The organism is Salipiger sp. (assembly GCF_048261495.1).
In the GTDB taxonomy this organism is placed as follows: domain Bacteria; phylum Pseudomonadota; class Alphaproteobacteria; order Rhodobacterales; family Rhodobacteraceae; genus Salipiger.
Genome location: NZ_JBLXFX010000005.1, coordinates 20,968 through 45,729, shown reverse-complemented (window position 1 = coordinate 45,729; position 24,762 = coordinate 20,968). Strand labels below are relative to the sequence as shown.

The 24,762-nt window shown below is 65.8% G+C and carries 27 protein-coding genes and 1 pseudogene; 16 read left to right on the top strand and 12 right to left on the bottom strand.

The features are described 5' to 3' along the window. The first annotated feature begins 64 nt into the window (after positions 1-64). Together ACN0RJ_RS11615 and ACN0RJ_RS11610 are read left to right on the top strand one after the other, a co-directional pair. Positions 65-208: a hypothetical protein gene (locus ACN0RJ_RS11615; protein WP_417724356.1), complete on the top strand. Its 144-nt coding sequence runs from the start codon at positions 65-67 to the stop codon at positions 206-208. A 346-nt stretch (positions 209-554) separates the two neighbouring features. Continuing rightward, positions 555-1,235: a Hint domain-containing protein gene (locus tag ACN0RJ_RS11610; protein WP_417722824.1), complete on the top strand. Its 681-nt coding sequence runs from the start codon at positions 555-557 to the stop codon at positions 1,233-1,235. A 6-nt stretch (positions 1,236-1,241) separates the two neighbouring features. Here the strand turns inward: ACN0RJ_RS11610 and ACN0RJ_RS11605 are convergent, their stop codons facing one another. Then, positions 1,242-1,742, bottom strand: a complete 501-nt coding sequence (locus ACN0RJ_RS11605) for an Lrp/AsnC family transcriptional regulator (RefSeq protein ID WP_417722823.1) — start codon at positions 1,740-1,742, stop codon at positions 1,242-1,244. 190 nt (positions 1,743-1,932) lie between these two features. Here ACN0RJ_RS11605 and trxB point away from each other — a divergent pair, with 190 nt between their 5' ends. The 3 genes from trxB (at position 1,933) to ACN0RJ_RS11590 (ending at position 5,850) form a co-directional block, all read left to right on the top strand. Continuing rightward, positions 1,933-2,922, top strand: coding sequence for a thioredoxin-disulfide reductase (trxB, locus tag ACN0RJ_RS11600; protein WP_417722822.1), 990 nt, complete (start codon positions 1,933-1,935; stop codon positions 2,920-2,922). 340 nt (positions 2,923-3,262) lie between these two features. Then, on the top strand, positions 3,263-4,978 hold the full coding sequence (locus ACN0RJ_RS11595) for a bifunctional sulfate adenylyltransferase/adenylylsulfate kinase (protein WP_417722821.1): 1,716 nt from the start codon (positions 3,263-3,265) through the stop codon (positions 4,976-4,978). Next, a complete protein-coding gene (locus ACN0RJ_RS11590) occupies positions 4,975-5,850 on the top strand; it encodes a class I SAM-dependent methyltransferase (protein WP_417722820.1) in 876 nt (291 codons plus the stop codon). Before ACN0RJ_RS11595 ends, ACN0RJ_RS11590 begins: the two co-directional genes overlap by 4 nt. Before the next feature lie 9 nt (positions 5,851-5,859). On the opposite strand, the gene ACN0RJ_RS11585 is transcribed toward ACN0RJ_RS11590, so the two are convergent. The 3 genes from ACN0RJ_RS11585 to ACN0RJ_RS11575 form a co-directional block, all read right to left on the bottom strand. Continuing rightward, on the bottom strand, positions 5,860-6,351 hold the full coding sequence (locus ACN0RJ_RS11585) for a cytochrome b (protein ID WP_417724355.1): 492 nt from the start codon (positions 6,349-6,351) through the stop codon (positions 5,860-5,862). A gap of 143 nt (positions 6,352-6,494) precedes the next feature. Next, complete coding sequence (locus tag ACN0RJ_RS11580) at positions 6,495-6,722, bottom strand: DUF1150 family protein (RefSeq protein WP_417722818.1); 228 nt, start codon at positions 6,720-6,722, stop codon at positions 6,495-6,497. 4 nt (positions 6,723-6,726) lie between these two features. After that, entirely contained in the window at positions 6,727-7,137 is a 411-nt protein-coding gene (locus ACN0RJ_RS11575) for an Hsp20 family protein (RefSeq protein ID WP_417722817.1), read from the bottom strand. 157 nt (positions 7,138-7,294) lie between these two features. Between ACN0RJ_RS11575 and ACN0RJ_RS11570 the strand changes: the two genes are divergently transcribed. After that, complete coding sequence (locus ACN0RJ_RS11570) at positions 7,295-7,519, top strand: YdcH family protein (RefSeq protein ID WP_417722816.1); 225 nt, start codon at positions 7,295-7,297, stop codon at positions 7,517-7,519. A 110-nt stretch (positions 7,520-7,629) separates the two neighbouring features. Beyond that, on the top strand, positions 7,630-7,848 hold the full coding sequence (locus ACN0RJ_RS11565; RefSeq protein WP_417724354.1) for a hypothetical protein: 219 nt from the start codon (positions 7,630-7,632) through the stop codon (positions 7,846-7,848). A 21-nt stretch (positions 7,849-7,869) separates the two neighbouring features. On the opposite strand, the gene ACN0RJ_RS11560 is transcribed toward ACN0RJ_RS11565, so the two are convergent. Next, positions 7,870-8,802: an L-lactate dehydrogenase gene (locus ACN0RJ_RS11560; protein WP_417722814.1), complete on the bottom strand. Its 933-nt coding sequence runs from the start codon at positions 8,800-8,802 to the stop codon at positions 7,870-7,872. A gap of 180 nt (positions 8,803-8,982) precedes the next feature. Between ACN0RJ_RS11560 and purE the strand changes: the two genes are divergently transcribed. Next, a complete protein-coding gene (gene purE, locus ACN0RJ_RS11555) occupies positions 8,983-9,507 on the top strand; it encodes a 5-(carboxyamino)imidazole ribonucleotide mutase (RefSeq protein WP_417722813.1) in 525 nt (174 codons plus the stop codon). An 86-nt stretch (positions 9,508-9,593) separates the two neighbouring features. Next, positions 9,594-10,664 carry a 5-(carboxyamino)imidazole ribonucleotide synthase gene (locus ACN0RJ_RS11550; RefSeq protein ID WP_417722812.1) on the top strand — a complete coding sequence of 357 codons (1,071 nt, stop codon included), beginning with the start codon at positions 9,594-9,596 and terminating at the stop codon, positions 10,662-10,664. A gap of 77 nt (positions 10,665-10,741) precedes the next feature. On the opposite strand, the gene ACN0RJ_RS11545 is transcribed toward ACN0RJ_RS11550, so the two are convergent. The 6 genes from ACN0RJ_RS11545 to ACN0RJ_RS11520 form a co-directional block, all read right to left on the bottom strand. Continuing rightward, complete coding sequence (locus ACN0RJ_RS11545; RefSeq protein ID WP_417724353.1) at positions 10,742-11,380, bottom strand: VPLPA-CTERM sorting domain-containing protein; 639 nt, start codon at positions 11,378-11,380, stop codon at positions 10,742-10,744. A gap of 653 nt (positions 11,381-12,033) precedes the next feature. Beyond that, positions 12,034-12,966 carry an META domain-containing protein gene (locus ACN0RJ_RS11540; RefSeq protein WP_417724352.1) on the bottom strand — a complete coding sequence of 311 codons (933 nt, stop codon included), beginning with the start codon at positions 12,964-12,966 and terminating at the stop codon, positions 12,034-12,036. 61 nt (positions 12,967-13,027) lie between these two features. Beyond that, the gene (locus tag ACN0RJ_RS11535) at positions 13,028-14,590 is read right to left on the bottom strand and encodes an alpha/beta fold hydrolase (protein ID WP_417724351.1); all 1,563 of its coding nucleotides are present in this window, start codon (positions 14,588-14,590) and stop codon (positions 13,028-13,030) included. A 327-nt stretch (positions 14,591-14,917) separates the two neighbouring features. Continuing rightward, the gene (locus tag ACN0RJ_RS11530; protein WP_417724350.1) at positions 14,918-15,265 is read right to left on the bottom strand and encodes a GlsB/YeaQ/YmgE family stress response membrane protein; all 348 of its coding nucleotides are present in this window, start codon (positions 15,263-15,265) and stop codon (positions 14,918-14,920) included. 43 nt (positions 15,266-15,308) lie between these two features. Further along, positions 15,309-16,001, bottom strand: a complete 693-nt coding sequence (locus tag ACN0RJ_RS11525) for a hypothetical protein (protein ID WP_417724349.1) — start codon at positions 15,999-16,001, stop codon at positions 15,309-15,311. Between the two features lie 113 nt (positions 16,002-16,114). Further along, positions 16,115-16,411 carry a hypothetical protein gene (locus ACN0RJ_RS11520; protein WP_417724348.1) on the bottom strand — a complete coding sequence of 99 codons (297 nt, stop codon included), beginning with the start codon at positions 16,409-16,411 and terminating at the stop codon, positions 16,115-16,117. A gap of 284 nt (positions 16,412-16,695) precedes the next feature. Here ACN0RJ_RS11520 and ACN0RJ_RS11515 point away from each other — a divergent pair, with 284 nt between their 5' ends. Together ACN0RJ_RS11515 and ACN0RJ_RS11510 are read left to right on the top strand one after the other, a co-directional pair. Beyond that, positions 16,696-17,364 carry a helix-turn-helix domain-containing protein gene (locus tag ACN0RJ_RS11515; RefSeq protein ID WP_417724347.1) on the top strand — a complete coding sequence of 223 codons (669 nt, stop codon included), beginning with the start codon at positions 16,696-16,698 and terminating at the stop codon, positions 17,362-17,364. A gap of 217 nt (positions 17,365-17,581) precedes the next feature. Next, a pseudogene (locus ACN0RJ_RS11510) lies at positions 17,582-17,761 on the top strand (transposase); the annotation flags it as partial. A gap of 253 nt (positions 17,762-18,014) precedes the next feature. Here ACN0RJ_RS11510 and ACN0RJ_RS11505 read toward each other — a convergent pair. Continuing rightward, positions 18,015-19,157, bottom strand: coding sequence for an alpha-D-ribose 1-methylphosphonate 5-triphosphate diphosphatase (locus ACN0RJ_RS11505; RefSeq protein WP_417724346.1), 1,143 nt, complete (start codon positions 19,155-19,157; stop codon positions 18,015-18,017). 94 nt (positions 19,158-19,251) lie between these two features. On the opposite strand from ACN0RJ_RS11505, the gene ACN0RJ_RS11500 reads away from it, so the two are divergent. The 5 genes from ACN0RJ_RS11500 to ACN0RJ_RS11480 all read left to right on the top strand — a co-directional run bounded on the left by ACN0RJ_RS11500 (position 19,252) and on the right by ACN0RJ_RS11480 (position 24,754). After that, a complete protein-coding gene (locus ACN0RJ_RS11500) occupies positions 19,252-19,689 on the top strand; it encodes an NUDIX domain-containing protein (RefSeq protein WP_417724345.1) in 438 nt (145 codons plus the stop codon). Between the two features lie 164 nt (positions 19,690-19,853). Next, on the top strand, positions 19,854-20,798 hold the full coding sequence (locus ACN0RJ_RS11495) for an ABC transporter permease (protein WP_417724344.1): 945 nt from the start codon (positions 19,854-19,856) through the stop codon (positions 20,796-20,798). After that, positions 20,795-21,610, top strand: a complete 816-nt coding sequence (locus tag ACN0RJ_RS11490; RefSeq protein ID WP_417722805.1) for an ABC transporter permease — start codon at positions 20,795-20,797, stop codon at positions 21,608-21,610. Before ACN0RJ_RS11495 ends, ACN0RJ_RS11490 begins: the two co-directional genes overlap by 4 nt. Beyond that, positions 21,607-23,331 carry an ABC transporter ATP-binding protein gene (locus ACN0RJ_RS11485; RefSeq protein ID WP_417724343.1) on the top strand — a complete coding sequence of 575 codons (1,725 nt, stop codon included), beginning with the start codon at positions 21,607-21,609 and terminating at the stop codon, positions 23,329-23,331. The genes ACN0RJ_RS11490 and ACN0RJ_RS11485 overlap by 4 nt, the downstream gene beginning before the upstream one ends. After that, entirely contained in the window at positions 23,309-24,754 is a 1,446-nt protein-coding gene (locus ACN0RJ_RS11480; protein ID WP_417722803.1) for an aldehyde dehydrogenase family protein, read from the top strand. The genes ACN0RJ_RS11485 and ACN0RJ_RS11480 overlap by 23 nt, the downstream gene beginning before the upstream one ends. Positions 24,755-24,762: the final 8 nt, after the last annotated feature.

Sequence of the window (24,762 nt, the reverse complement as noted above, 5' to 3'; positions counted from 1 at the left end):
AAACTGGGACCAATCAGAGCGGACATCACGCGCCGCCGGAGCAGGCAGACCAAGGAGCAGTCCCATGAAAAAACAGAGCCGTTTCCTCAAATCCGTTATCGCAACCGCCAAGGATGCCCGGGTGGAACTCCCCTGGGAACGCGGTGCCCGCCGCGCCGCCGCCATCGCCCGCCGCAAGGGCCCGGCCGCGGATCTCAAGCGGGCCTGACCAGTTCCGCCACGATTCGCGGGACCACCGGTGAATTGTGGCAACCTGGTTTTCGATTTTCGGACAATTTTCGGAAAATGACGGGATTGCGCGGCGGGGGCCGGGCAATCCCGTTCCGATTTTGACAGACCGGACGCAATGCGGCCATATCCTGTTCAACGAACGAACCGCAAATGTCCTTCTGTCGTTGTTGGTGGGGGCCAACACGGATGTGACACCTGAAAGGGGTGATCACATGTCCAGCCTCCGTCAAAGCTTTCCGGCCGAAGGGAAGGCGGTTTCGAGCATCGTTTCTCGCGATCCCGTTTCTCACCGGGCCGGGCGGCCTCGTCGTGCAACTTCTCTCATGCGCAAATACGAGGCCGCCGCGCTGCTGCCGGATCTCACGATCGCCACCGCGCAGCACATCGCCCCGGCCGTCGCCCTCTTCGAGGAAGCCTGCACCGCCTTTGCCCGCGGCACGCTGATTCCCACCGTCCGCGGCCCCGTCGCGATCGAGGATCTCCTGCCCGGCGACTACGTGCGCACCCTCGCCGGGGCGCAGCCCGTGGTCTGGATCGGCTCGACCACCTACGTGCCGGGCGTGCTGGACGATCACACCACCATCGCCGAGCTGACCCGCGTGACCTGCGACGCCTTCGGCCCCGGCAAGCCCGCCAGCGATCTTCTGGCCGGACCCGCGGCGCGCATGGTGCTGCACCGCCCGCGTCTCAAGGCGCTGATCGGGCAGGACCGGCTGCTGGTCCCGCTCGCCGATTTCGCCGACGGCGACCGCATCGTGACCGTGACGCCCGGCGGCGCCGTGCAGCTCTATCATCTGATGCTGCAACACCATGCCACCCTCCACATCGGCGGGATCGAGATGGAATCCTACCATCCCGGCAAGGCGCTGAACGCCGCCTCCGACCCCGAGCTGCGGCGCATGTTCCTGTCGATGTTCCCGAATATCGGCGGCGTGCAGGATTTCGGCGATGTCACCATGACCCGCACCACGCGCGAGGTTCTCGATACGCTGAACGCCGGCTGATCCGCCTCAGGCAGTCCGGTTCAGTCGCTCTTCCAGCACCTCGAAGGGCACGCCCGGTTCGTCCTTGGCGCCCCGGATCACCAGCGAGGTCTTGACCGAACCCACGTTGGGCGCGGTCAGCAGATCGCCGGTCAGGAAGCTCTGGAAGGTCGAGAGATCGGGCGCCACGCATTTCAGGATGAAATCCACCTCGCCGTTCAGCATGTGGCATTCGCGGACCAGCGGCCAGTTGCGGCAACGCTCCTCGAAGGCGCGCAGGTCGACCTCCGCCTGACTCTGAAGCCCGACCATGGCAAAGACCTGCACCTCGAACCCCAGTTCGCGCGGGTCGACATCGGCGTGATAGCCCCGGATGAAGCCCTGTTCCTCGAGCGTGCGGACCCGGCGCAGGCAGGGCGGGGCCGAGATGCCCACCCGGCGCGCGAGTTCGACGTTGGTCATTCGGCCATCCGCCTGCAATTCGGACAGAATCTTGCGGTCGATCGGATCGAGCCGGTTCCCGGGCATGACATTCCCTCAGTCGTTTTCGCGATTGTTATACCACTGCCAGTACAACCAGCAATAATGTTTCGCAATTGTGAAAGATTATTAACTCATCTGCCGCGCACCTGCCCCCGGACGGGCAGGGTTGGCGGCATCGGTTCGCATGGTTATATGCATCGCAATCCCCGAATGCCACTCTGCGAGGCGCTGTTCAATGTCCGATACCCGTCACACCAAGGTTCTCATCATCGGTTCCGGCCCGGCCGGCTATACCGCGGGGGTCTATGCCTCGCGCGCGATGCTGGAACCGATCCTGGTTCAGGGGCTGGAGCCCGGCGGCCAGCTCACCACCACCACCGAGGTCGAGAACTGGCCCGGCGATACCGAGGTGCAGGGCCCCGACCTGATGGTCCGGATGGAGGCCCACGCCCGCGCCATGGGGACCGAGATCATCGGCGACATCATCTCGCGGCTCGACCTCGACGTGCGGCCCTTCGTGGCGCATGGCGACAGCGGCACGACCTACACCGCCGACGCGGTGATCCTCGCCACCGGCGCGCGGGCGAAATGGCTCGGCCTGCCGTCCGAGGAGGCCTACAAGGGCTTCGGCGTCTCGGCCTGCGCCACCTGTGACGGCTTCTTCTACCGCGGCCAGGAAATCGTCGTGATCGGCGGCGGCAACACCGCCGTGGAAGAGGCGCTGTTCCTGACCAACTTCGCCTCCAAGGTCACGCTGATCCATCGCCGCGACGAACTCCGCGCGGAAAAGATCCTGCAGGACCGGCTGATGAAGAACCCCAAGATCGTGCCGATGTGGTTCCACTCCCTCGAAGAGGTGGTGGGCGAGGACAGCCCGAGGGGCGTCACCGCCGTGAAGGTCAAGGACGTCAGGACCGGCGCGATCACCGAAGTGCCGTGCAAGGGCGTCTTCGTCGCCATCGGCCACGCCCCCGCCAACGAACTGGTCAAGGACGTGCTCGAAACCCACATGGGCGGCTATGTCGTCACCCAGCCCGACAGCACCGCCACCTCGATCCCCGGCGTCTTCGCGGCGGGCGATCTGACCGACCACAAGTACCGCCAGGCCGTGACCTCGGCGGGCATGGGCTGCATGGCCGCGCTCGAAGCCGAACGCTGGCTGGCCGAACAGGGCGCGGCCGCCGAACCGGCCCCCGAGGCCGCCAACGAGCCTGCCAGCGCCTGACGCCGGCAGCAGAAACGGATCGCAGGGGCCCGGTGATCAGTCACCGGGCCCTTTTGCGTCGCCCCGTCCGGTCGGGCCGCGGCGCGGCCGCCGTCGATTCCCGCACCCGCCGCCCGAGTCGCCGCGGACCGGCACGGACCGCGCCCGCCGAAGCCTCCGCGCCCGCCGACCGGCGAAACTTTGCCGCTGGGCAAGCCATGACCATGCTGCAATGCAGCATTTCGGCATCTCGTGCCCGAAAGCCGTGCAAATGGGTTGAAACCTGACGCAAAGCGGGTCTAAAGCCCGTCCCAGACGGAAACTGCGTATTTTGACGCCATACCTTACGAGAGACTTGTCCATGACCATGTCGAGCAACCTCGCTCCGATCCCCGAGCTCTACGTTTCCTACGACAGCGCTCAGAAGCTTAAGGTCGAGGCCGCCGACCTCGTCTCCCACGATCTGACCCCGCGCCAGATCTGCGACCTGGAACTCCTGATGAACGGCGGCTTCAACCCGCTCAAGGGCTTCCTGTCGGAAGAGGATTACAACGGCGTCGTGGACAACATGCGCCTCGCGGACGGTTCGCTCTGGCCGATGCCCATCACGCTCGACGTGAAAGAGGCCTTCGCCGACACCATCGAGATCGGCCAGGACATCGCCCTGCGCGACCAGGAAGGCGTCATCCTCGCCACCATGACCGTCACCGACAAATGGGTGCCGAACAAGGCGAAGGAGGCCGAGAAGGTCTTCGGCGCCGATGACGATGCGCACCCGGCCGTGAACTACCTGCACAACACCGCGGGCAACGTCTATCTCGGCGGTCCGGTCACCGGCATCCAGCAGCCCGTGCACTACGACTTCCGCGCCCGTCGCGACACGCCCAACGAACTGCGCGCCTATTTCCGCAAGCTCGGCTGGCGCAAGGTCGTGGCCTTCCAGACCCGCAACCCGCTGCACCGCGCGCACCAGGAACTGACCTTCCGCGCCGCCCGCGAATCCGAAGCAAACCTGCTGATCCACCCGGTCGTCGGCATGACCAAGCCGGGCGATGTCGATCACTTCACCCGCGTGCGCTGCTACGAGGCGGTTCTGGACAAGTACCCGGCCTCCACCACCACCATGTCGCTGCTGCCGCTCGCCATGCGCATGGCCGGCCCGCGCGAAGCGGTCTGGCACGGCCTGATCCGCAAGAACCACGGCGTGACCCACTTCATCGTCGGCCGCGACCACGCGGGCCCCGGCAAGAACTCCGCCGGTGTGGATTTCTACGGCCCCTACGACGCACAGGACCTCTTCCGCGAGCACGAAGAGGAAATGGGCATCAAGATGGTCGACTTCAAACACATGGTCTACGTGCAGGAACGCGCCCAGTACGAGCCGAATGACGAGATCGAGGACAAGGACAACGTCACGATCCTCAACATCTCCGGCACCGAACTGCGCCGCCGCCTTCAGGAAGGTCTCGAGATCCCCGAGTGGTTCTCCTTCCCCGAGGTCGTGACCGAGCTGCGCAAGACCAAGCCGCCGCGCTCCAAGCAGGGCTTCACCGTGTTCTTCACCGGCTTCTCCGGTTCGGGCAAGTCGACCATCGCGAACGCGCTGATGACCAAGCTCATGGAAATGGGCGGCCGTCCGGTGACGCTGCTCGACGGCGACATCGTCCGCAAGAACCTCAGCTCCGAGCTGGGCTTCTCCAAGGAGCACCGCGACCTCAACATCCGCCGCATCGGCTACGTGGCGTCCGAGATCACCAAGAACGGCGGCATCGCGATCTGCGCGCCCATCGCGCCCTACGCGACCACCCGCCGCGCCGTGCGCGAGGACATCGAGCAGTTCGGCGCCTTCATCGAGGTGCACGTCGCGACCTCGATCGAGGAATGCGAACGCCGTGACCGCAAGGGCCTCTACAAGCTGGCGCGCGAAGGCAAGATCAAGGAATTCACCGGCATCTCCGACCCCTACGACGTCCCGGCCAACCCGGAACTCTCGGTCGAGACCGAGAATGTCGACGTGGACAACTGTGCGCATCAGGTGATCCTGAAGCTCGAAAGCATGGGCCTCATCGCCGGATGACGCTTCGCGGGTATCTCGGGAAATTCCTGACGGGCGGCAAGACACCGTCGCCCGGGCCCGCAGCCTCCGACCCCGAACCAGCGACCGGCCCCGAGGAACCCTCGGGGCCGGTCGTTCACCATCTGGGTTTCGACATTCCGCGCCGCCTCGCCTGGCGCACCGGGACCCTGCCGGATTTCACCACCGTCTCGCAGAAGCACATGGTGACACTGCGCCGCTTCGGCGCGCTGGAACAGGCGCGCCACATCGTCGAGATCGGCTGCGGCGTCGGGCGGGACGCGATCTCGCTCATCCCGCTCCTGCCGCCGGAGGGCAGCTACCTCGGCATCGACATCATGCCCGACAGCATCGCCTGGGCGCAGGGCCACATCACCCCGCGCGATCCGCGGTTCTCCTTCGTGCATTTCGACGTGGCCGACAAACAGCACAATCCCGGCGGGACCGAGACGATGCAGGATCATCGCATCCCCCGCGCGCCGGGATCGACCGACCTCGTCTACCTGTTCTCGGTCTTCACCCACATGTTCCCGGCGGACCTCGCGCAGTACCTGCGCGACTTCGCCCGCATCCTGCGTCCCGGCGGCCACGTGGTCGCCACCATGTTCGTCATCACCGAGGGGCTGCCCGCGCATCTGCTCAGGATCGGCGGGGGCGGGGCGCGCAACCTGACCTTCCGGCACGAGATCGAACCGGGCTTCTTCCACAACGATCCCGCCGTGGTCCCCGGCGCCACCGCCTACGCCCTCTCCCGGCTGGAGCAGGAGGCCGCCGCCGCCGGGCTGGAGGTCACGCGCTTCGCGCTCGGGGCCTGGTCACGCTCCGGCCCGCCGGAAACCACGGGGCAGGACGTGGTGGTCTTCACCCGTCCCTGAGCCGGGCGGTCAGCGGCCCGGCTTCATCCGGGCCAGCAGGTTGTCCTTGAGCACGTATTGGTGGAACAGCGCGGCGGCGGCATGAAGCGCCACCAGCGCGACGGCGACATTGGCCAGCAGGCCATGCAGATCGCCCGACAGGAAGATGCCGAACTGCCAGGCGGCGAGGCCCGTCACCGGAATTGCCAGCAGCAGCGCGTAGAGGCCGAGGTGCGCCCAATGCGCGGCCCTGTCCATCAGCGGGTGGCCGCTGGCCGGACCCTCCGGCGCACCCTGCCGCCAGCGCACCAGCAGGCGGATCAGCATGAGCACCAGGATCGCGATGCCGACCGGCGGATGCACCGCCGGAACGACACCCGCGACCTCGGTGCCGTCGAACTTCTGATGCAGGGCCCGGCCCATGCCGTCCGAGACGATGTAGTTGAAGATGAACAGAAGGAAGACGCCCCAATGCAGGGCGATCTGAAGCGTGGAATAACGCAGGTTCCGGCGATCCGACATGACAGGCTTTCCCGAGGTGATCCTGTGCCTTCACACGCGCGGGCGCGGCATTTCCGTCGCCCGCCCGGCAGATTTCCCGGAAAGAACCGCCACGGTCCGCCCGGACCGCCCGTCCCGCGCCGAAAACCGGCGCGGGCGGCGCGTCAGTGCACCGTCACCGGCGCAAGGTCGTTCTGCCGGGCCAGTGCAAAGGCCAGCTTGCGGTCCTTCACCAGCGCCAGCCGCTCGCCGTCGGCGCGGTGCACGGCATAGATCACCGCGAGCCCGTCAAGCTGGTCCTGCACGTCCTCGGGCAGATCCTCCGCCGCGACGGGGCGCACGTAGACGATGCGCGAATCTTCGGCTTCGTTGAAATCATATCTCGTATTCATGACCTTACCCTTTCCTGATCTGGATCGTCTGAACCACGGTTTCAGGTCGTGACAGGGTCAGATCCACATGCAGCAGACCGTTTTCCATCACGGCTTCACCCACCTCAACGCCGTCGGCCAGCACAAAGCTCCGCTGAAATTGCCGCGACGCGATGCCGCGGTGCAGAAAGATGCGCGTTTCGCCGTCCTCGCCCTGCCGTCCCCGGATCACCAGTTGGCGGTCCTCGACGGTGATCGAAAGATCCCGCTCGGAAAAGCCCGCGACCGCCAGCGTGATGCGGTAGGAACAGTCCGAGGTCTGTTCGATGTTGAAGGGCGGGTATCCTTCCGAGGATTTCGCCGTGCGTTCCAGCAGGCGTTCCAGCTGCTCGAAGCCGAGCATGTGGGGATAGGATCCCAGAGACAATTTGCTCATCGACACGTCCTTTGCGCAAAGCGACCGTCCGGTGCGGGTCCCGTCAGCGGCAACCCTGCCTCCGAAATATGGGAACGTTGCGGATTTTGCGCAAGGGCTTTGCCAAAGCCTTTCGAATCGCTATGTTGCCGACCTGCGAGCCAGGGGAAATGCCGGGATGAATGCGCCTCAAGACATCTCCATGAAGACCGAAGAGGTCCTGCGCGTGGAACTCGAAGTCTTCCGCCGCGAGCACCGCGATCTGGACGAGGCGATCCGGGCCCTGCAGGACCGCGGCACGGCGGATCAGCTGACGCTGCAGCGCCTGAAAAAGAAGAAGCTCTTCCTCAAGGACAAGATCTTCCTGATCGAGGATCGCCTGACGCCGGACATCATCGCCTGAGCCGACGCGGCGGGGCGGGGGACGCCTCGCAATATTCCCGACTCGGCCCGATTCCGGGCACATTTGCCGCGCATCCTCGCATCAGGACAGAACGTCCGGAGGCACATGAGATGGTTTACGCGAAAACAGCGACGAAGACGGCCACGTCCGGCTACGTGATTCTGCCCACGCTCGGGCTCGGTCTGGCCGGTCTGGTCATGGGCCTGCTGCACGGCAACGAGGCGATGACACTGACGGGGGGCACGGTGCTGGCCCTCGGCATGGGTCTGTCGCTGCTGGCCGACATCCGCAACGGGGCGCTCGGGGCACGGACCGCCCGCTCGGCCTGACGGCCGGACCCGCCCGCCGCGTCACCCGTCCAGCCCCTCCGAGGTTTCCTTCAGCAACCGGGCCGACGCGCGCAACGCCTCGGCCTCCTCTTCCGCCAGTTCCGGCTGCAGGGTGGCGATGACGCCCTCGGCGCCGATCACCCGCGGCAGGCTCAGCGCCACGTCGGGAATGCCGCCGACCTCCGGCGTGACCATCGACACCGACAGAACCGCGCGCTGATCGTCGCGGATCGCCTGGACGATGCGCGCCAGTCCGGCGCCGATGCCGTACCAGGTCGCGCCCTTGCCCTCGATGATCCGGTAGGCGGCCCGCCGCACCCCGTCGTCGATCCGGGCGCGCACATCGGCAGTGATCGCCGCGCCGACCTGCACTGCAAAGCGCGCCACCGGCTCCGATCCCGCCCGCGCCGAAGACCACCCCAGCACCTCTGAATCGCCGTGCTCGCCCAGCACGTAGGCATGCACCGACTGCGGCGCGATGCCGAGATGCCCGCCCAGCAGGCTGCGGAACCGCGCGGTATCCAGGATCGTGCCCGACCCGATCACCCGCGCCCGGGGCAGGCCGGAGGCGCGCAGCGCGACCTCCGTCATGATGTCGACCGGGTTCGAGGCGATCAGCAGGATGCAGCCCGGCGCGGCGGCCAGCACCCCGGCGATCACCTCGCGGAACACCCCGGCGTTGCGCGACAGCAGGCTCAACCGGCTTTCTCCCGGCTTCTGCGCCACACCCGCCGACAGGATCACCACCGCCGCGCCCGTCAGGGCATCGTAGCCGCCCGCCCGCACCTGGCAGGGGTGGGCAAAGGGCACGGCATGGGCGATGTCCTCGGCCTGGGCGCGGGCCAGCGCCGCGTCACGGTCCACCAGCACGATGTCGCTCGCCCCGCCGCGCAGGGCAAGCGCGTAGCCCGCCGCCGATCCGACCATCCCCGCTCCGACGATTCCGACCTTCATGGCAAACCTCCGTTACCCCCGCACGATCCTGCCCGATCTTGCACGACCTCGGCGCGGAGGGGCGGAAAAATCCGCAGACCCCGCGCGTCCCGCGCCCTTTCGCCCGATTCCGCGCAGCCTGCCCGCGCGGGCGGCATCCGGCGCGCGGGCCGGATGGACACCGCATGGCGACCGGCTATGATGCGCGTTCGGCATCGGACAAAGGGGACGCACGTGGCAGAGACGGTAAAGGTGGGCATCATCATGGGAAGCCAGTCGGACTGGCCCACGATGGAAGAGGCGGCACGGATGCTCGACGAACTGTCCGTCCCCTACGAGGTCCGCATCGTCTCGGCCCACCGCACCCCGGACCGGCTCTGGTCCTACGGCAAGGAGGCCGCGGGCCGCGGTCTCCAGGTCATCATCGCCGGGGCCGGCGGCGCCGCGCACCTGCCGGGCATGATGGCGTCCAAGACCCGCATCCCGGTGATCGGCGTGCCGGTCCAGACCCGGGCGCTCTCCGGGGTCGACAGCCTCTATTCCATCCTGCAGATGCCGCGCGGCTTTCCCGTCGGGACCATGGCGATCGGCGGGGCAGGGGCGGCCAATGCCGGGCTGATGGCCGCCGCCATCCTCGCGCTTCAGGATACGGCCCTCGCCGACCGGCTCGACGCCTGGCGCGCAGCGCTCTCCGCCTCCATCCCCGAAGAGCCGACCCGCGACTGAGTCCCCGGCCCCCGTCGAAATGGGGTGTTGCGGCGGCGGGCAAATCGTCCGAAAACGGCGCGAAATCGTCCGAACCGGAGGCTCCCATGACCGACCCACTTCCCCAAGGCGCCGTCATCGGCATCCTCGGAGGCGGCCAGCTCGGCCGCATGCTGTCCGTCGCGGCCAGCCGTCTGGGCCTGCGCAGCCATATCTTCGAACCCGGCGCCAACCCGCCCGCGGGCCATGTCGCCGACCGCGTGACCACCGCCTCCTACGAGGACGAAACCGCCCTGCGCGCCTTCGCCGCCTCGGTCGACGTCATCACCTACGAATTCGAGAACATCCCGACCTCGGCCCTCGACCTGCTGCAGGACCTGCGCCCGATCCGTCCCGGCCGCGAGGCCCTGCGCACCAGCCAGGACCGGCTCACCGAAAAGACCTTCCTCACCGATCTCGGCCTCAGCACCGCGCCCTTCGCCGACATCACCGATGCCGAAAGCCTCACCCGCGCGCTCAAGATCATCGGCGCCCCGGCGATCCTCAAGACCCGTCGCTTCGGCTATGACGGCAAGGGCCAGGCCCGCATCATGACCCCCGAGGACGCCCCCGCCGCGCTGGCCGACATGCAGGGCGCCCCGGCGATCCTCGAAGGTTTCGTCGACTTCACGCACGAGATCTCGGTCATCGCCGCCCGCGGCACCAACGGCGAGGTGTCGTGCTACGACCCCGGCGAGAACGTCCACCGCGAGGGCATCCTGCGCACCACCACCGTGCCCGCCAACCTCGGGCCGAAACAGCGCCAGGACGCCGTGCTCCTCGCCGGGCGCATCCTCAACGCGCTCGACTACATCGGGGTGATGGGCGTCGAACTCTTCTGCACGCCCGACGGCCTGCTGGTGAACGAGATCGCCCCCCGCGTGCACAACTCCGGCCACTGGACGCAGAACGGCTGCACCATCGACCAGTTCGAACAGCACATCCGCGCGGTTGCGGGCTGGCCCCTCGGCGACGGCTCCCGCCACGCCGACGTGCAGATGGAGAACCTGATCGGAGACGACCTCTCCCGCCTTCCGGACCTCCTCACCGAACCCGACACCGCCCTCCACCTCTACGGCAAGGCCGAGGTCAAGGCAGGGCGCAAGATGGGGCACGTGAACCGGGTGGTGCGGGGCTAGTCACCCGCCCCGCTCGGGTCCCGGACCGACGCTGCGGCCCGCACCCGGGGCCGCAGCCGGCTCATCCCGGCAACGGATCAGGCGGCCCGGCGCAACCGCCGCACGCCGACCAGCCCGCCGAGACCCGCGATCAGCATCCACGCCGCGGCCGGCAGCGGCACCGGCGCCGCGCCGTTGTAGGTCAGGTTGTCCAGAAGGATGTAGTCGTTCGGGCTCGCCGCGGTCAGCAGCGCATAGGAGATGCCCGACCCCGAGATCCCGAAGTATTCGCCCGCGTTCGATGCCGAGACAGCTGCGAAGGTCAGGGAATCGATCAGGCTGTTTCCGGCGGAATAGGCGGCAATCGTCCAGTCCGTATCCGAGGCCCCGAAGTTGAACGCGAAGGCATCCGTCGCCGTCGCGAAATCGAACCGGAATTCCGAGGGATACCCCACCGGCGACTGCAGGCTCGCGCCGGTCGTGTTGTACTGTCCCGCATAATCGGTGCTGACGCTGAACAGCTCGCCCCCCGTGGACGAGATCGTCACCCCTCCGAGGCTCAGGGAGGTCCCCGAGAATCCGACGCTGGAGGTGAAATCCTCCACCGTGACATCCGTGCCGCTGACGGCCGCGCCCGGAGATCCCAGGCCCTGGATGGTCGCGGCCGACGCCGGAGCCGAAACGCTCGCCATCACTCCGGCAATCGCAGCCGCGGAAAAGGTCTTGAAAAGTGCCATGTCGATATTTTCCCGTAAGGACAGTTCGTTGTTCAAGGTGACGAATTTTAATTCACCCCGCCCGCCGCCGCCAAGTCCGCCGCCCCGCCGCCCCCGGCCTTTGCCTGCGATGTGACTCTTCTGCCACCCCGCCCCGAGCGCCTGCCCCCGGCAATGCCCCCACCGCCCGGCACCCCGTCCGGAACTCCCTTCCGCAAGGCCACCCCAACTCCACGCCGGGCCGACGCCCGGGAGCGCCGCAACATCGCGAACGTGAACAGGGTGGTGCGGGGTAAGGAGGAATTCGGCCAGGAGCCGACATTTGTTAAAGGATCAAGATTCTGCGGCGCGGCACTCCGAAGCCGTCGTTCGCTGCCCTAGCCAAGTCTAAAACCTATCGGATGTCTGCTGTGCGGACGAAGCCTTGCTTGCTTGTGCTGTCTCGCAACCAATCTGCCTGGGCTTGGAACTGATAATTTGAACAGCGTCGGTTCGTCGCCAATCAATTTCACACGCGGCGTTTCGCACAATCTGCTGTGCCAGTTTAGGGATCAGATCATAGGTTGGACGCGCCCTCCGTCTGGATCAACTCGAAGGGCATCAACGTTTCGCCCAGGTTTGGGGTGCGCTATCGGTACCGGGCAGTCTTGTGGCCGACACCGACAAAGCTATGATCATTGAAGGCGTTCCCATGGCGGATTTGCGAAGGCGTCTTGTCGGCTTTCAGAGTTCATAAAATCGTGTAGGTCATCGTTGGTGTAATAATCCCAAAACGGCTTGACCAAATCCGCATCACTTAACCGGAAAGCACCCGTATCCCGGCGCTTTTCCAGAAAACTGCGCAGAGCATCTACCGGCTCCGGAACCAGTTGTTGATAGCTCACCCGGCCACCGAATTCCTCAAATAGCGCGCTGTTGATTTTCCACTGTCTGACCAATGACGTGGCGAACGCGACCTCCAAGGACCGAACAGCCTCGGGGTCGGCTCTCTGGCGGCTCTCTTCGGCTGGCGCACCTTCTTCGAAAGCGGCTGCCCGCAGCGCGCCTAACAAAGCTTCAACTTCTGATGGTTCAACCGTGATGCCGCGCTCTGTGGAGTATTGATCCAGAAGCCGGGACAAAATCGTGTCACGCAACTGATCGACATCCATCAACCCAAGAGTTTCACCCAGGACCCAGGCGCTTGCAGTGTCGGCGGGAGCAGGGGCAAACTCGAGGATCGAACCATCCGCCATCGTGGCAAGAAACAGATGATAGTTCTCGATAGTATAGGTGCGGACCCATTCGAACTGTTCGAGGTAGGTTTCGGACAAAGAACCGGGCGAACAAAGGGCCCTGGTCGCGGCAATCAGACCGAAGGTCAGGTTTCCCTCGGCTGACGACGTCCAAAATCCGATGCCACGGTTGCAGTCAGCCTGCAGCGCCACAGAGCCGTCCGCCGAAAAAGCGATTGAGTAGCGTGCCTCGGTTGTGGGGGTACTTAAAGTCCCATCCATTCCGCGGATTTCGAGCAACTCCCAGGTTGTCCCGGCAAGATCTTCGGCGCCCGCAGGACCAGCGTATGCGGTCATGCCCAAAATCAGCGCACGGGCGAGTTTCGGCAGCATGATGACCCTCCTTCTTTTTTGACATCCGCAAGTTTGTGCCTGCGCATCGTGTGGCACTATTTCAATCTGCGTCTGTCGCTTCCGGCAAGGCGAACGCCAGCGGCTGTTCGTCTGCCACGCAGCCCAGGTCCACGTTGCCCTCGGGATCGGAGATGAAGTCGCGCATCACCTGCATGGCACAGCGATTGAGATTGGATATCTGAACGTGCGTTCCGGCGGGAAAGATTACCTGTCGGGCGCGCGGCAAGTGGCGCATGACATCGTCTCCAAGGTAGCTGGGCGTCTGAACATCCAGTCCCCCGCTGAGGATGAGGACCGGGACATCGGCCTCTACCTGGGCATCGAGGTCGTCCGGCAACTGGCTGACACCCACGACCTCGCACAGGTCGAGGTAAGGCCGCGCCGCCGCCTGCGCAAAAAGCGTGGCATACCGACCGGTGCCGTCGGTCTTGATCTCGTCCAGCGATCGGACCGGGTCGTCGGAACAGACCATCGCGGCGTGCATGAGCGTCATCATCCCCGAAGCGCCCTCGGTGTCACCGCCCTGCACGGTGGCCATTGCGTATCCGGTCAACGCTTCGCCGATGGCCGCACGCCCGCCCGATATGAGCGAATCGAGTTCAAAAGGCAGCGCGCTGACGCCGTATTTTTCGGTTTGCAGTGCGTAGATGAACTGGGCAAAGTCCTCTGCGGTCAACTCTGTCTCGACCTGGATCGGCGCGCCGTCGTCGTCCGGCAGAGCAAAGCTGATCGGGATCGGACCTTCATCGAACAAGTCGAACACCGCGTCGATTAAAGTTGGGATGTCAAAGGCTTCTGCGCAGCCCGGCTGGGACGAACACAGCCCGGTAAGGTTGTCGATGCCCCATTGCGCGCTTTCCGCGCGACCCTCTATCCAGCTTCGGTTCGAAACGGTGTCGGCTCCGTCGAGGATCACGGCAGACAGGTAATCGGGAAACTGTCGCAACAGATATTGCCCGAGCAAGGTCGCGTAGGAACTACCGTACACGAATATTTTTTCGTACCCGAGGGCCATTCGCACGTCATTCACGTCAGCTGCGCTTTCCACGTTGTTGTACGTGTCGAAATCCACACCTGCCGCAGTATGCCTTGCAACGCAGGCGCGAAGGAGATCCAGTTCAGATGCTTTCGCGACCTCCGGCGTCAATCCTTGCCGAATCGCGCCGAGTGCGGCCCCATCCGTCTCTGGGCAATCGAGGCGCGGTTTGCTTCGGAACGTGCCGCGCTGTTCCATGAGGATAACGTCCCTGTCGTTGAGGAGCGGACCCAGGAACGGCGTCTGGAACAGAAGCAGGGTCGAGTCCTGTATCATTGTCTGACCCGGACCACCTGCGAGCATAAAGAGCGGCGGCGCGGTGGTCTGCGTTGCCGCACGGATGCGCATGTAGGCAAGTCGGATTTGGCCATCAGCCGGGTTCGAGTGACTTTGTGGAACAACCACATAGCCGCAATCGGTTCCGCCGTTCGGAGCCGCGTTTCCAGGCATTTCCACAAAGCAGTCCGTCAGAATCTCAGTGCTCAGAAGATCTTGAGCGCGCGCTGCAATCGGAGCGGCAACGGCACAAGTCACCGCGATCACGATCAAGCAATTTAAGATCTTCATTCTCGCGTCCTTCTTCGCTATCTTCATTATGCCCGAGTACGCCGCGGCTACGACGATATTTCCGTTTCTTGCAACTCGGTTGTTTTGCACTCCAAGCCGTAACTTGCAGAACGGTCCGTGACGCCGCAGCATCAATGCCGATGCCGGAAAGCCTGACGCGCATAGCAACCGAGGAACGCAGCGCCCGCAAAGTTCAACCACGATGCCAAACCGATCAGGTCATGGTACGCGTCCGTATTACGTGCCGCCCGCGCGTTATTTCTAGTCTTGCCGTCACCGGGCACGGGCTGGTCTGTCGATGCGTCAACTGGGCAACTGCCTGCGGGATCAACCCTTTCGCACCAAACGTACGATCAGGATCAACAGTATCGCGCCGACGACCGCCGCGATAATCGAGCCGATGGTACCAAGCGGGAGCCCCAACAAAGGCAACAGATACCCCGCAAGAAAGGCGCCACCCACTCCATAGAGAACATCCGCAAGCAGACCGGAGCCGGTGCCCTTCACGATCAGGCTGGCAACCCAGCCGATCACGGCACCGACCACAACGACGATCAGTATTCCAATGACGCCGCCCACTGCCCCGCCGAGCGTTTCTGCGGTCGCATCCTGCGCGAATGCCGGCCCTGCTACCAAAAGTGCCAAAATGCCGTTGAGAAGGGTGTTTTTCGTCATGGTTTTCGGCATCCTTTCCTCGAGCGTTCGCAACCGCGCGCGCCTAGTTGATGGCGACAAAAAGTTCGTAGCCCACGGTCTTGTCCGTATCTCGGTCATTGCCCATGAGGTAGAGACGAATGACCCAGGGCCCGCCTTCGCTCAGGCGAAACTCGGTTTCGTTGCCATCCATAGACCCGACATAGGTCGCTTCGCCTGAGCTTCCGGGGGGCAGGATGTTGAAATAGATCGTCCCGTCGCCGTTGGTGGAAGTGGGCGTCAGTTCCACGCGCATCATCTGACCGGCAGCGGCATTAAGGGCATAATCGAAAATCTCGTTTCCCGCGATCGCTCCCTCGAGCGTGACGCTAGACGCCCCGGCGTCGAACTGGACCTGCGCAGCCTCGTCAGACGCTGCGGGAGCGCTGTCGGCCGCGGCCTTCTGGGCCGGGCTGCCGTCGCCACTCACGAAATCAGGCCACGACTTTCCCTCGACCACAAAGTCTATCAGCGTCGTGCCATCGGCATTGTAGGAGCATTGAAAGTCCTCGCTGCGATTTTCGAGATTGATGGTCCCGTTGACAGCGTGGGTTCCGTCTGTGCGTTGGCCTTCGTAGCTGACGCTGGCCTGAGCCTCGTAGTCCATGTAGAAGCTCTGCGCGTCGTTGGCACATTCCTCTGTCATGTAGTCCACCGGTTGCGCAAATGCCGCGCTCGCGGAAAGGACCAGTATGGTGGCGACGGCTGCTGTTTTCATCTGGTTGCCTTTGTTTCCTTGATTTGAATATTGAAACTGCGAACAATTCCGACGACTTGTCCTGCCTGTCAGGCCGCTGGGTTTCTCTGGTGCCCGACTTGATAGGGCAATGCTCAACAATCTGTCGCAGGGATCATGGTGACCGTCTGGTAGCGACCATCTGCCGTGGTGATGCGGGCGCAGGTGTTTGCGCTGGAATTCAGCCAATAGGTCGTCAGACCTTCAGTTCTGTAGGCCGTGTAACCGAGATCCATGATTTCCGCCTCGGACTGGCCCGCACGGGCGCCGCGGAAGGATGTCAGATCGTACTGAGTGCCATATGAAGTAGAAGCGGAGGTCGCCGGCCCACTGGTATCCTCCACGCATGCGGCGAGAGGCAGGAGGACAGCGAGCATAACGAGGTTTTTCATGAGTATTCTTGTTCCTGTAACTGGCCACGGTCAAAGCCGCACGCGATGATTTGACTTAGAGCGTTAGGATGCGTCCGCACACTCTATTGAAGAAGTGATCACAAACAGCTCAACTTGCAAAGGGCGATAATATGCGTTTTCATACGCGATATTAAGCATTGCTGTTATCCGCCGAGCGCCATGCTGCGTTGCCAAATGTGTATAGCGACGCCTTCGGCGTTTTGTCTTTTCCGGCTGGTTTGGTACCTCGCACACGAAATGAATTCATGTACAGGGACAGGGTCATGGATCTGAACACCGTCAGGGAAGCTCGACGTCGGCTGGGATTTACCCAAGCTGATCTGGCGGCCATGCTGAATGTCGATCAGGGAACGGTCAGCCGATGGGAGCGAGGATTGGAAGCACCGAGACCGGCGACCTATTCGAAAATTCGTGACATCATTCTTCGTCACGAGGACCGTCGCGTTTTTGATCGGATGGTAGCGACGGTTCGCCACAATCTGCTTGCTTCCTGCCTGACCGATGCGGATGTGCGGCTGACCGAGGTCTCCACAGACTGCGTTTCCCACTACAGGTCGAAAGGTGTCGATATCCGTCGGCATTTGGGAACCAGTCTCGAACAATACGCCGAGTCCATCAACATGGTGGAGGCTTGGAAGGCATTCGAGGAATCGGGCCTTCGAGCTGGAGATGGCTTGATGTTGAGGCTCGTATCGAACGTCAAAGGTCAAGGACAGGTTGCACACTACGAGCCACTCGTCACAGACGGTGTGGTGGTGGGCTTCATGAGTTCGCTTGTCCGAACATTTTCGTTTGCGCCGAATTCCGAGGTGACTTTGGAACATGCATCCGTGCTTCATGCAGACAGTACGGACATGATGACCCCGCTCTACTGTGGCCAGAGATCTGCCGAGATACAGCAAATCCGATACGCCGGTACTCGCGCACGATAACCCGGATCGACGATCACACTGAGGCGGCACCCAAAGACGCTCGCGGACCGCGAATACAACGCGCTTATTTGCGAGATTGACCAGCTAGGTGTTCGTTCCCGGCATCTGGTGGATCGGAGCGACGATGAATCTGTTCGGCTCTGAAGTCCAGATGACCTGCTCCCCCGAAAAGTCCTCGATTTGAGGTTAGCCTGTTCTCCAACTGAAGAGACAGACGATGAAGAGAGGCCGTTTCAGCGAAGAACAGATCATTGGCATTACGAAAGAGCACCAAGCAGGGCTGGGTGCGAATGAGCTCTGCCGCAAGCACGGCATCAGCGATGCAACCTTTTATAAGTGGCGATCCAAGTATGGCGGGATGGAGGTGTCAGACGCGCGGCGGCTGAAGACGCTGGAACTATAATGCGCCGTTGCCGAGAACAACTTGGCATTGAGCAGCATAGCATGTCCGCTATTTGCCACACATTTCGGTTTTGTGCCGCTGCAGCGAAGGTCCGTTTCCCGCCCAATGTGCCGGACAAATTCTCTCCAGTGGCCAAGTCTTCTGACGCAGGTCTCGTCGTCTCTCAAAGAACCACCGAGCACATCTTTGTAAATTAACCCTTTGTTAACACTGAAGGTTTCGCCGCGAAACCGGGGGCGGGGCCCCGTCAGCCGAGGAAGCGGTCGGCCACCTCCCCGCTCATCCAGGCCACCTTCCCCCCGGCAATCGTCGCCACGATCCTCCGGCTCCGCGGCTCCATGACCACCAGGTCCGCCCGCATCCCGGCCTCCAGGCGGCCCCGGTCCTCCAGCCCCAGCATCCGCGCCGGACCGTCCGAGACCAGCCGCCAGGCCTCCGCCTCTCCCAGCAGCCCCAGTTCCACGCAGCGCCGGGCCGCCCGCGCCGGGGAGGGGTAGTGGTAGTCCGAGGCCAGCGCATCGCAGAGCCCCTCCGCGATCAGCTCCGCCGCCGAGACGTTGCCCGCGTGGCTCGCCCCCCGGACGAGGTTGGGGGCCCCGAGCACGATGCCATCCCCCGCCTCCCGCGCCGCCCGGGCGGCCTCGGCGGTTTCCGGGAATTCCGAGATCGTCACCCCCCGCGCCCGCCAGACCGCCCGACCCTCCGCCGTCCGGTCGTCGTGACTGCCCATCCGCACCCCGAGCCCGGCCAGCCCGGCGCAGAGCGCGTCCAGCGCCCCCGGCACCTCGTCCGAGCGCCCGTGCAGCCCGGTCATCAGCGCCAGGTGCGCCTCGGGCGATCGCCCGCTCTTCAGCGCCTGGCCGGTCAGCCGCGGCGGCTTGCGCCCCTCGGCCAGCCGCTGGTGGGGCAGGTGGTCGTTGAACACGACGTAGGAGATGCCCCAGCGCCGGATCGCCTCCATCGCCCGTTCCTGCGCGTCGAGGTAATGCGTCTCCAGCCGCAGCTGCAGCCGCAGATCCACCGGAACCCCCGGAGCCACGGCGGCCACGGCGGCAAAGACCTCCTCGGCGAAATCCGGCCCGCGCATTCCGCCTTCCCATGACCAGAACTGCGCCAGGACCGCCGTGGTGATGCCGTTCGCCGCCAGTTCGGCCGCGCAGGCGACCACGCCCGAATCGCGTTCCCGCAGCGCCCCGCGCCGGGGTGCCATGTGCCGTTCGAACCCGTCGCCGTGCGGGTCCACGATCCCCGGCAGGATGTCGTAGCCGGAGAGATCGACGCGCCGCCCCGCGGGTGTGTCCCGGATCACGCCGGCGTCCAGCGCCAGCGGGCCCCTGTCCCAGCCGTCGGGCCGCATCACCCGGGCGTTTTCCAGCGTCAGGGCGATCACGGCGTCACGGTCGGGCGCGAAGGGCGGTTCGGAGCGTTCATCCGCTTGAGATACGGCCTCCGACCGCCCTATGAAAGAGCCAAAGGAGAATGCCATGTCCCCCCGTCTGGCCTGCCGCGCCGTGATCCTGCATGACAACCGCCTGCTGCTCGTGAACGCCTGGCCGGGCCACAGGAGCGACCTCTGGTGCGCGCCCGGAGGCGGGGTGAACGCCGGTGCCTCGCTGCCCGACAACCTGCGGCGGGAGGTGCACGAGGAAACCGGCCTCACCGTGCGCGTCGGCCCGCCCTGCCTGGTCAACGAATACCACGATCCCGGCAGCGGCTTTCACCAGGTCGAGATCTTCTTCCGCTGCAGGATCGAGAGCGGCACCCTCGACCCCGGCTGGCGCGACCCGGAGAACATCGTCCACACCCGCCGCTTCGTCACGCGCGAGGAGATGGCCACCTTGCGCTTCAAGCCCGACAGCCTGCCCGATGTCGCCTGGAACCGGGGCATGGGCTATGACCCGCTGGAACTGCTCGCACACTGACCGTCGCGTGCCGCGTGCCGCGCGCGGCGGGGAATCGGCCGCAACCCCGCCCGCCGATCATGGGCATGAAACCCTTTACCTGTGGTGAACGCCGCGACCCCCCGAACGCCCGACGCCCCGCAAAGCCGCTGGACCGCCGTCGTCCCTCCGCTTAGGGTCCGCACATGCTCCGCTATGCCGCCAAACGTCTGGTATCGCTCGCGATCAGCCTGCTGGTCGCCTCGCTGGTCATCTTCCTGGTGGTCGAGGTCGCGCCGGGCGATCCGGCGAGCTACATGCTCGGCATCAACGCGCAGCCCGACACCCTTGCGGCCCTGCGCGCGGAGCTCGGCCTCGACATGCCGGCGGCGCAACGCTACCTGCACTGGCTCGGCGGCATGATGACCGGAGATTTCGGCACCTCCTACACCTACCGCGCCCCGGTGGCGGGCATGGTGGCGGACCGGCTTCAGGTCTCGCTGCCGCTGGCGCTGCTGGCACTGGTGCTGGCGGTGAGCATCGCCTTCCCCGCCGGCATCCACGCCGCCTCCCGCCGGGGCGGTGCCGCGGATACGGTGGTCATGGGCGCCACCCAGCTCGGCGTGGCGATCCCGAATTTCTGGTTCGCGATGCTGCTCGTGCTGCTCTTCGCGCTCAAGCTGCGCTGGTTCAGCGCCGGCGGCTTTCCCGGCTGGGAGCAGCCCGGCGCCGCGCTGAAATCCCTGGCCCTGCCCGCCGTCGCGCTGGCGCTGCCGCAGGCTGCGATCCTGACGCGGGTCATGCGCTCCTCCCTCCTCGACATCCTCGGCGAAGACTTCATCCGCACCGCGCGCGCCAAGGGGCTGAGCCGGCGTCAGGCCCTGTGGCGCCACGGGCTGCGCAACGCGCTGATCCCGGTGCTGACCATCCTCGGGCTGCAATTCTCCTTCCTGCTGGCCGGGGCGATCATCATCGAACAGGTGTTCTTCCTGCCGGGGCTGGGGCGGCTGATCTTCCAGGCGATCACCCAACGCGACCTGATCGTGGTGGAATCCGTGGTGATGCTGCTGGTCTTCGCGGTGATCGCCGTGACCTTCCTCACCGATCTCGCCTATGCGGCGGTCGATCCCCGGCTGAGGGCGCGCCGATGACCCGCTCGCTCGTTCTCGGCGCCGGGCTGACCGCGCTGTTCCTGCTGGCGGCGCTCGTGTCCTTCGTCTGGACCCCGGGCGACGCGCTGGCGATGAACATCCCCGGCCGGCTGCAACCGCCCTCCGCCGCGCACCTGCTCGGCACCGACCACTTCGGCCGCGACATGCTCAGCATGGTGATGCTGGGGGCGCGGACCTCCATCGCGGTGGCGCTGGTGGCGGTGGGCATCGGCATGGGGGCCGGGGTGCCGCTGGGCCTCGCCGCCGCCGCGCGCCGGGGCGGCTGGCCGGACGAGATCATCATGCGGATGAACGACCTGATCTTCGCCTTCCCGAGCCTGGTCATCGCGATCCTCATCACCGCCGTCTTCGGGCCGGGCGCAACCAATGCCATCATCGCCATCGGCATCTTCAACATCCCGGTCTTCGCCCGCCTCACCCGCGGCGCCGCGCTGTCGCTCTGGCGGCGCGACTTCATCCTCGCCGCCCGGGTCGCGGGCAAGTCGACCCTGCGGATCAGCGCCGAACACATCCTGCCGAACGTCCTCAACCTGCTCATCGTCCAGGGCACGATCCAGTTCTCCCTCGGCATCCTCGCCGAGGCCGGGCTGTCCTATGTCGGCCTCGGAGCCCAGCCCCCGATCCCGAGCTGGGGAAGGATGCTCGCCGATGCCCAGACCATGGTCTCGCTCGCGCCGCATGTGGCGATCATCCCCGGCCTCGCCATCGTGCTGATGGTGCTCGGCCTCAACCTGCTGGGCGACGGGCTGCGCGACCGGCTCGATCCCCGCCTGCGGCCGGTGCGCGGATGACCGGCCCGACCCCGCCCCGGTCTTCTTCTGGCGCGAAATATCCCGGGGGTCCGGGGGCAGAGCCCCCGGCCGGTCGGGCCGGGCCCGCGCCCGGTCCGAAACCGCTGCTCGCCATCGACCGCCTGTCGGTCGCGATCCGCGGCAGGCAAGTCCTGCGCGACATCTCGCTGAGCATCGCCGCGGGCGAGATCCTCGCCCTCACCGGGGAATCCGGCTCGGGGAAATCCATGACCGCCTTCGCCACCATGGGCCTGCTGCCCGGGGGCGCGACCGCCGGCGGCCGCATCCTGCTCGACGGAACCGACCTTCTCGGCCTGTCCGAACCGGCGCTCTGCGCCCTGCGCGGCCGCGAGATCGGCATGATCTTCCAGGAGCCGATGACCGCCCTCAACCCCCTGCAGACCATCGGTGCGCAGGTGACCGAGACCATTCTCGTCCACCGCGCCATGGCGCGGCCTGCGGCGCGCCGGCGCGCGCAGGAGATCCTCGCCCGTGTCGGTCTGCCCCCCGACAGGGTCCCGATGCGCCGCTACCCGCACGAGCTGTCCGGCGGCCAGCGCCAGCGCGTCGTCATCGCCATGGCCATGGCCCTGCGGCCGCGCCTGCTGATCGCGGACGAACCGACCACGGCGCTCGATGTCACCACGCAGGCGCAGGTGCTCGCCCTGCTCGAGGATCTGGTGCGCGAAGAGGGGCTGGCCCTGATGCTCATCACCCACGATCTCGCCGTGGTCGCGGACGTGGCGCATCGCATCGCGGTGATGAAGGACGGCGCGATCGTCGAGGAGGGCGGGACCGCCGCGCTCCTTGCCGGGATGCGCCATCCCTACACGAAGCAGTTGTTCGACGCCTCCCGCCACCGCGCCGTGCTGCACGAGACCGCCCCCGCCGGGCCGCTGCTGCGGGTCGACGGGGTGGTCCGGGACTATCCGCAGCCGCGCGCCTCCCTCTTCGGGCCCGTGCGCAGCTTTCGCGCCGTCGACCACGTCGGCTTCGACATCGCGCGGGGCGAACGGGTCGGGCTGGTCGGCGAATCCGGTTGCGGAAAGTCCACCCTCGCGCGGGCGATCCTCGGGCTGGACCGGATCCAGGCGGGGCGCATCACGCTCGGGGAGCGGCCGGTCTTCACCGAAGGACGGCCCGACCGCACGGTCCGCCGCCGCATCCAGGCGGTGTTCCAGGACCCCTACGGGTCCTTCGATCCGCGCCACCGGGTCGGGCGCCTGATCGCCGAGCCGTTCCACCTGCTCGACGATCCGCCCGCGGGGGCCGACCGCGACCGCGCCGTCGGCCGGGCGCTGCGCGATGTCGGGCTCGATCCCGCCGACGCGGACCGCCATATCCACGCCTTTTCCGGCGGCCAGCGCCAGCGCATCGCCATTGCCCGGGCGCTCATCATCCGGCCTGACCTGGTGATCTTCGACGAGGCGGTTTCGGCGCTGGACGTGCGGGTGCGGGCGCAGATCCTCGATCTGATCGCGGATCTGTCGCGGCAGTACGGGCTCGCCTATCTCTTTGTCTCGCACGACCTTTCCGTCGTGCGCTCGATCACCGACCGGGTGCTGGTGATGCGGGCCGGGCGGATCGTCGAGCAGGGGCCGACCGCTTCGGTATTTGACAACCCGACCAATTGGTATACCAAATCTCTCCTGGAGGCCGCGCCCGTTCTGCCGGCGCCGGCGGGAGGAGGAGAAACCGATGCTGGACAGCCTGTCCCCTGACACCGCGCGCGTATTGATCGGCGGCGCATGGCGCGACACCGCCGAGACCCTGCCGGTTCTGAACCCCTCGACCGGAGAGGAGATCGGGCGCATCGCCCGGGGCACGGCACAGGATATCGACGATGCGGTGACCGCCGCGCAGGCCGCGATGGACGGGGACTGGGGCCGGATGCCGGCCTTCGAACGCGGGCGCATCCTGACCCGGATCGGCCGGCTGGTGGCCGAACAGGTCGAGGCTCTGGCCGAGATGGAGGCCACGGATGTCGGCAAGCCGCTGAAACAGGCGCGGGCCGATGCGGTGGCGCTGGCGCGCTACTGCGAATTCTACGGCGGCGCGGCGGACAAGGTGCATGGCACCACGATCCCCTATCTCGACGGCTACACGGTCTACACGCTGCGCGAGCCGCACGGCGTCACCGGCCATATCATCCCGTGGAACTACCCGATGCAGATCATCGGCCGCTCGGTTGGCGCGGCGCTGGCGATGGGCAATGCCTGCGTGCTGAAACCGGCCGAGGATGCCTGCCTGACCGCGCTTGCCTTTGCCCGCCTTGCGCAGGAGGCGGGGCTTCCGGCGGGGGCGCTGAACGTGGTGCCGGGCCTCGGGTCCGAGGCGGGCGCGGCGCTGTCGGCGCATCCGGGCATACGCCACATCAGTTTCACCGGCTCCGTCGCGACCGGCGGCGCCGTGCAGAAGGCGGCGGGCGGCAATGTCATCCCTGTGACGCTGGAACTGGGCGGCAAGGGCCCGCAACTGGTGTTCGAGGATGCCGACCTCGACGCCGCGCTGCCCTTTCTCGTGAATGCCGGGCTGCAGAACGCCGGCCAGACCTGCTCGGCCTCGTCGCGCATCCTCGTGCAGCGGCCGATCTGGGACGAGCTGGTGCGGCGCATGTCCGACGCCTATGCCGCCAAGCGGGTGGGGCCGGCGATGGAGGATCACGACCTCGGCCCGCTGATCAGCGCGGTGCAGAAGCGACGGGTCGAAGGGTTTCTGGACAAGGGCGCGGACCTGCCGGTGCTGGCGCGCGGCGCCTTCGTCGAGGGCCTGCCGGAGGGCGGGAACTACGTGCTGCCGACGCTCTACGGGCCGGTGGCGCAGGATCACGCGCTGGCGCAGCAGGAGATCTTCGGCCCGGTGCAGGTGGTCATTCCCTTCGACACCGAAGAGGAGGCCGTGGCGATCGCCAACGGCACCGAGTTCGGCCTGACCTCGGGGATCTGGACGCGCGACGGGGCGCGGCAGATGCGGCTCGCCAGGGCGATCCGGTCGGGACAGGTCTACATCAACAATTACGGCGCCGGGGGCGGGGTGGAGCTGCCCTTCGGCGGGATCGGAAAGTCCGGGCACGGACGGGAGAAGGGCTTCGAGGCGCTGTACGGCTTCTCGGTGCTCAAGACCGTCGCGGCGTATCACGGCTGAGAGGGAGA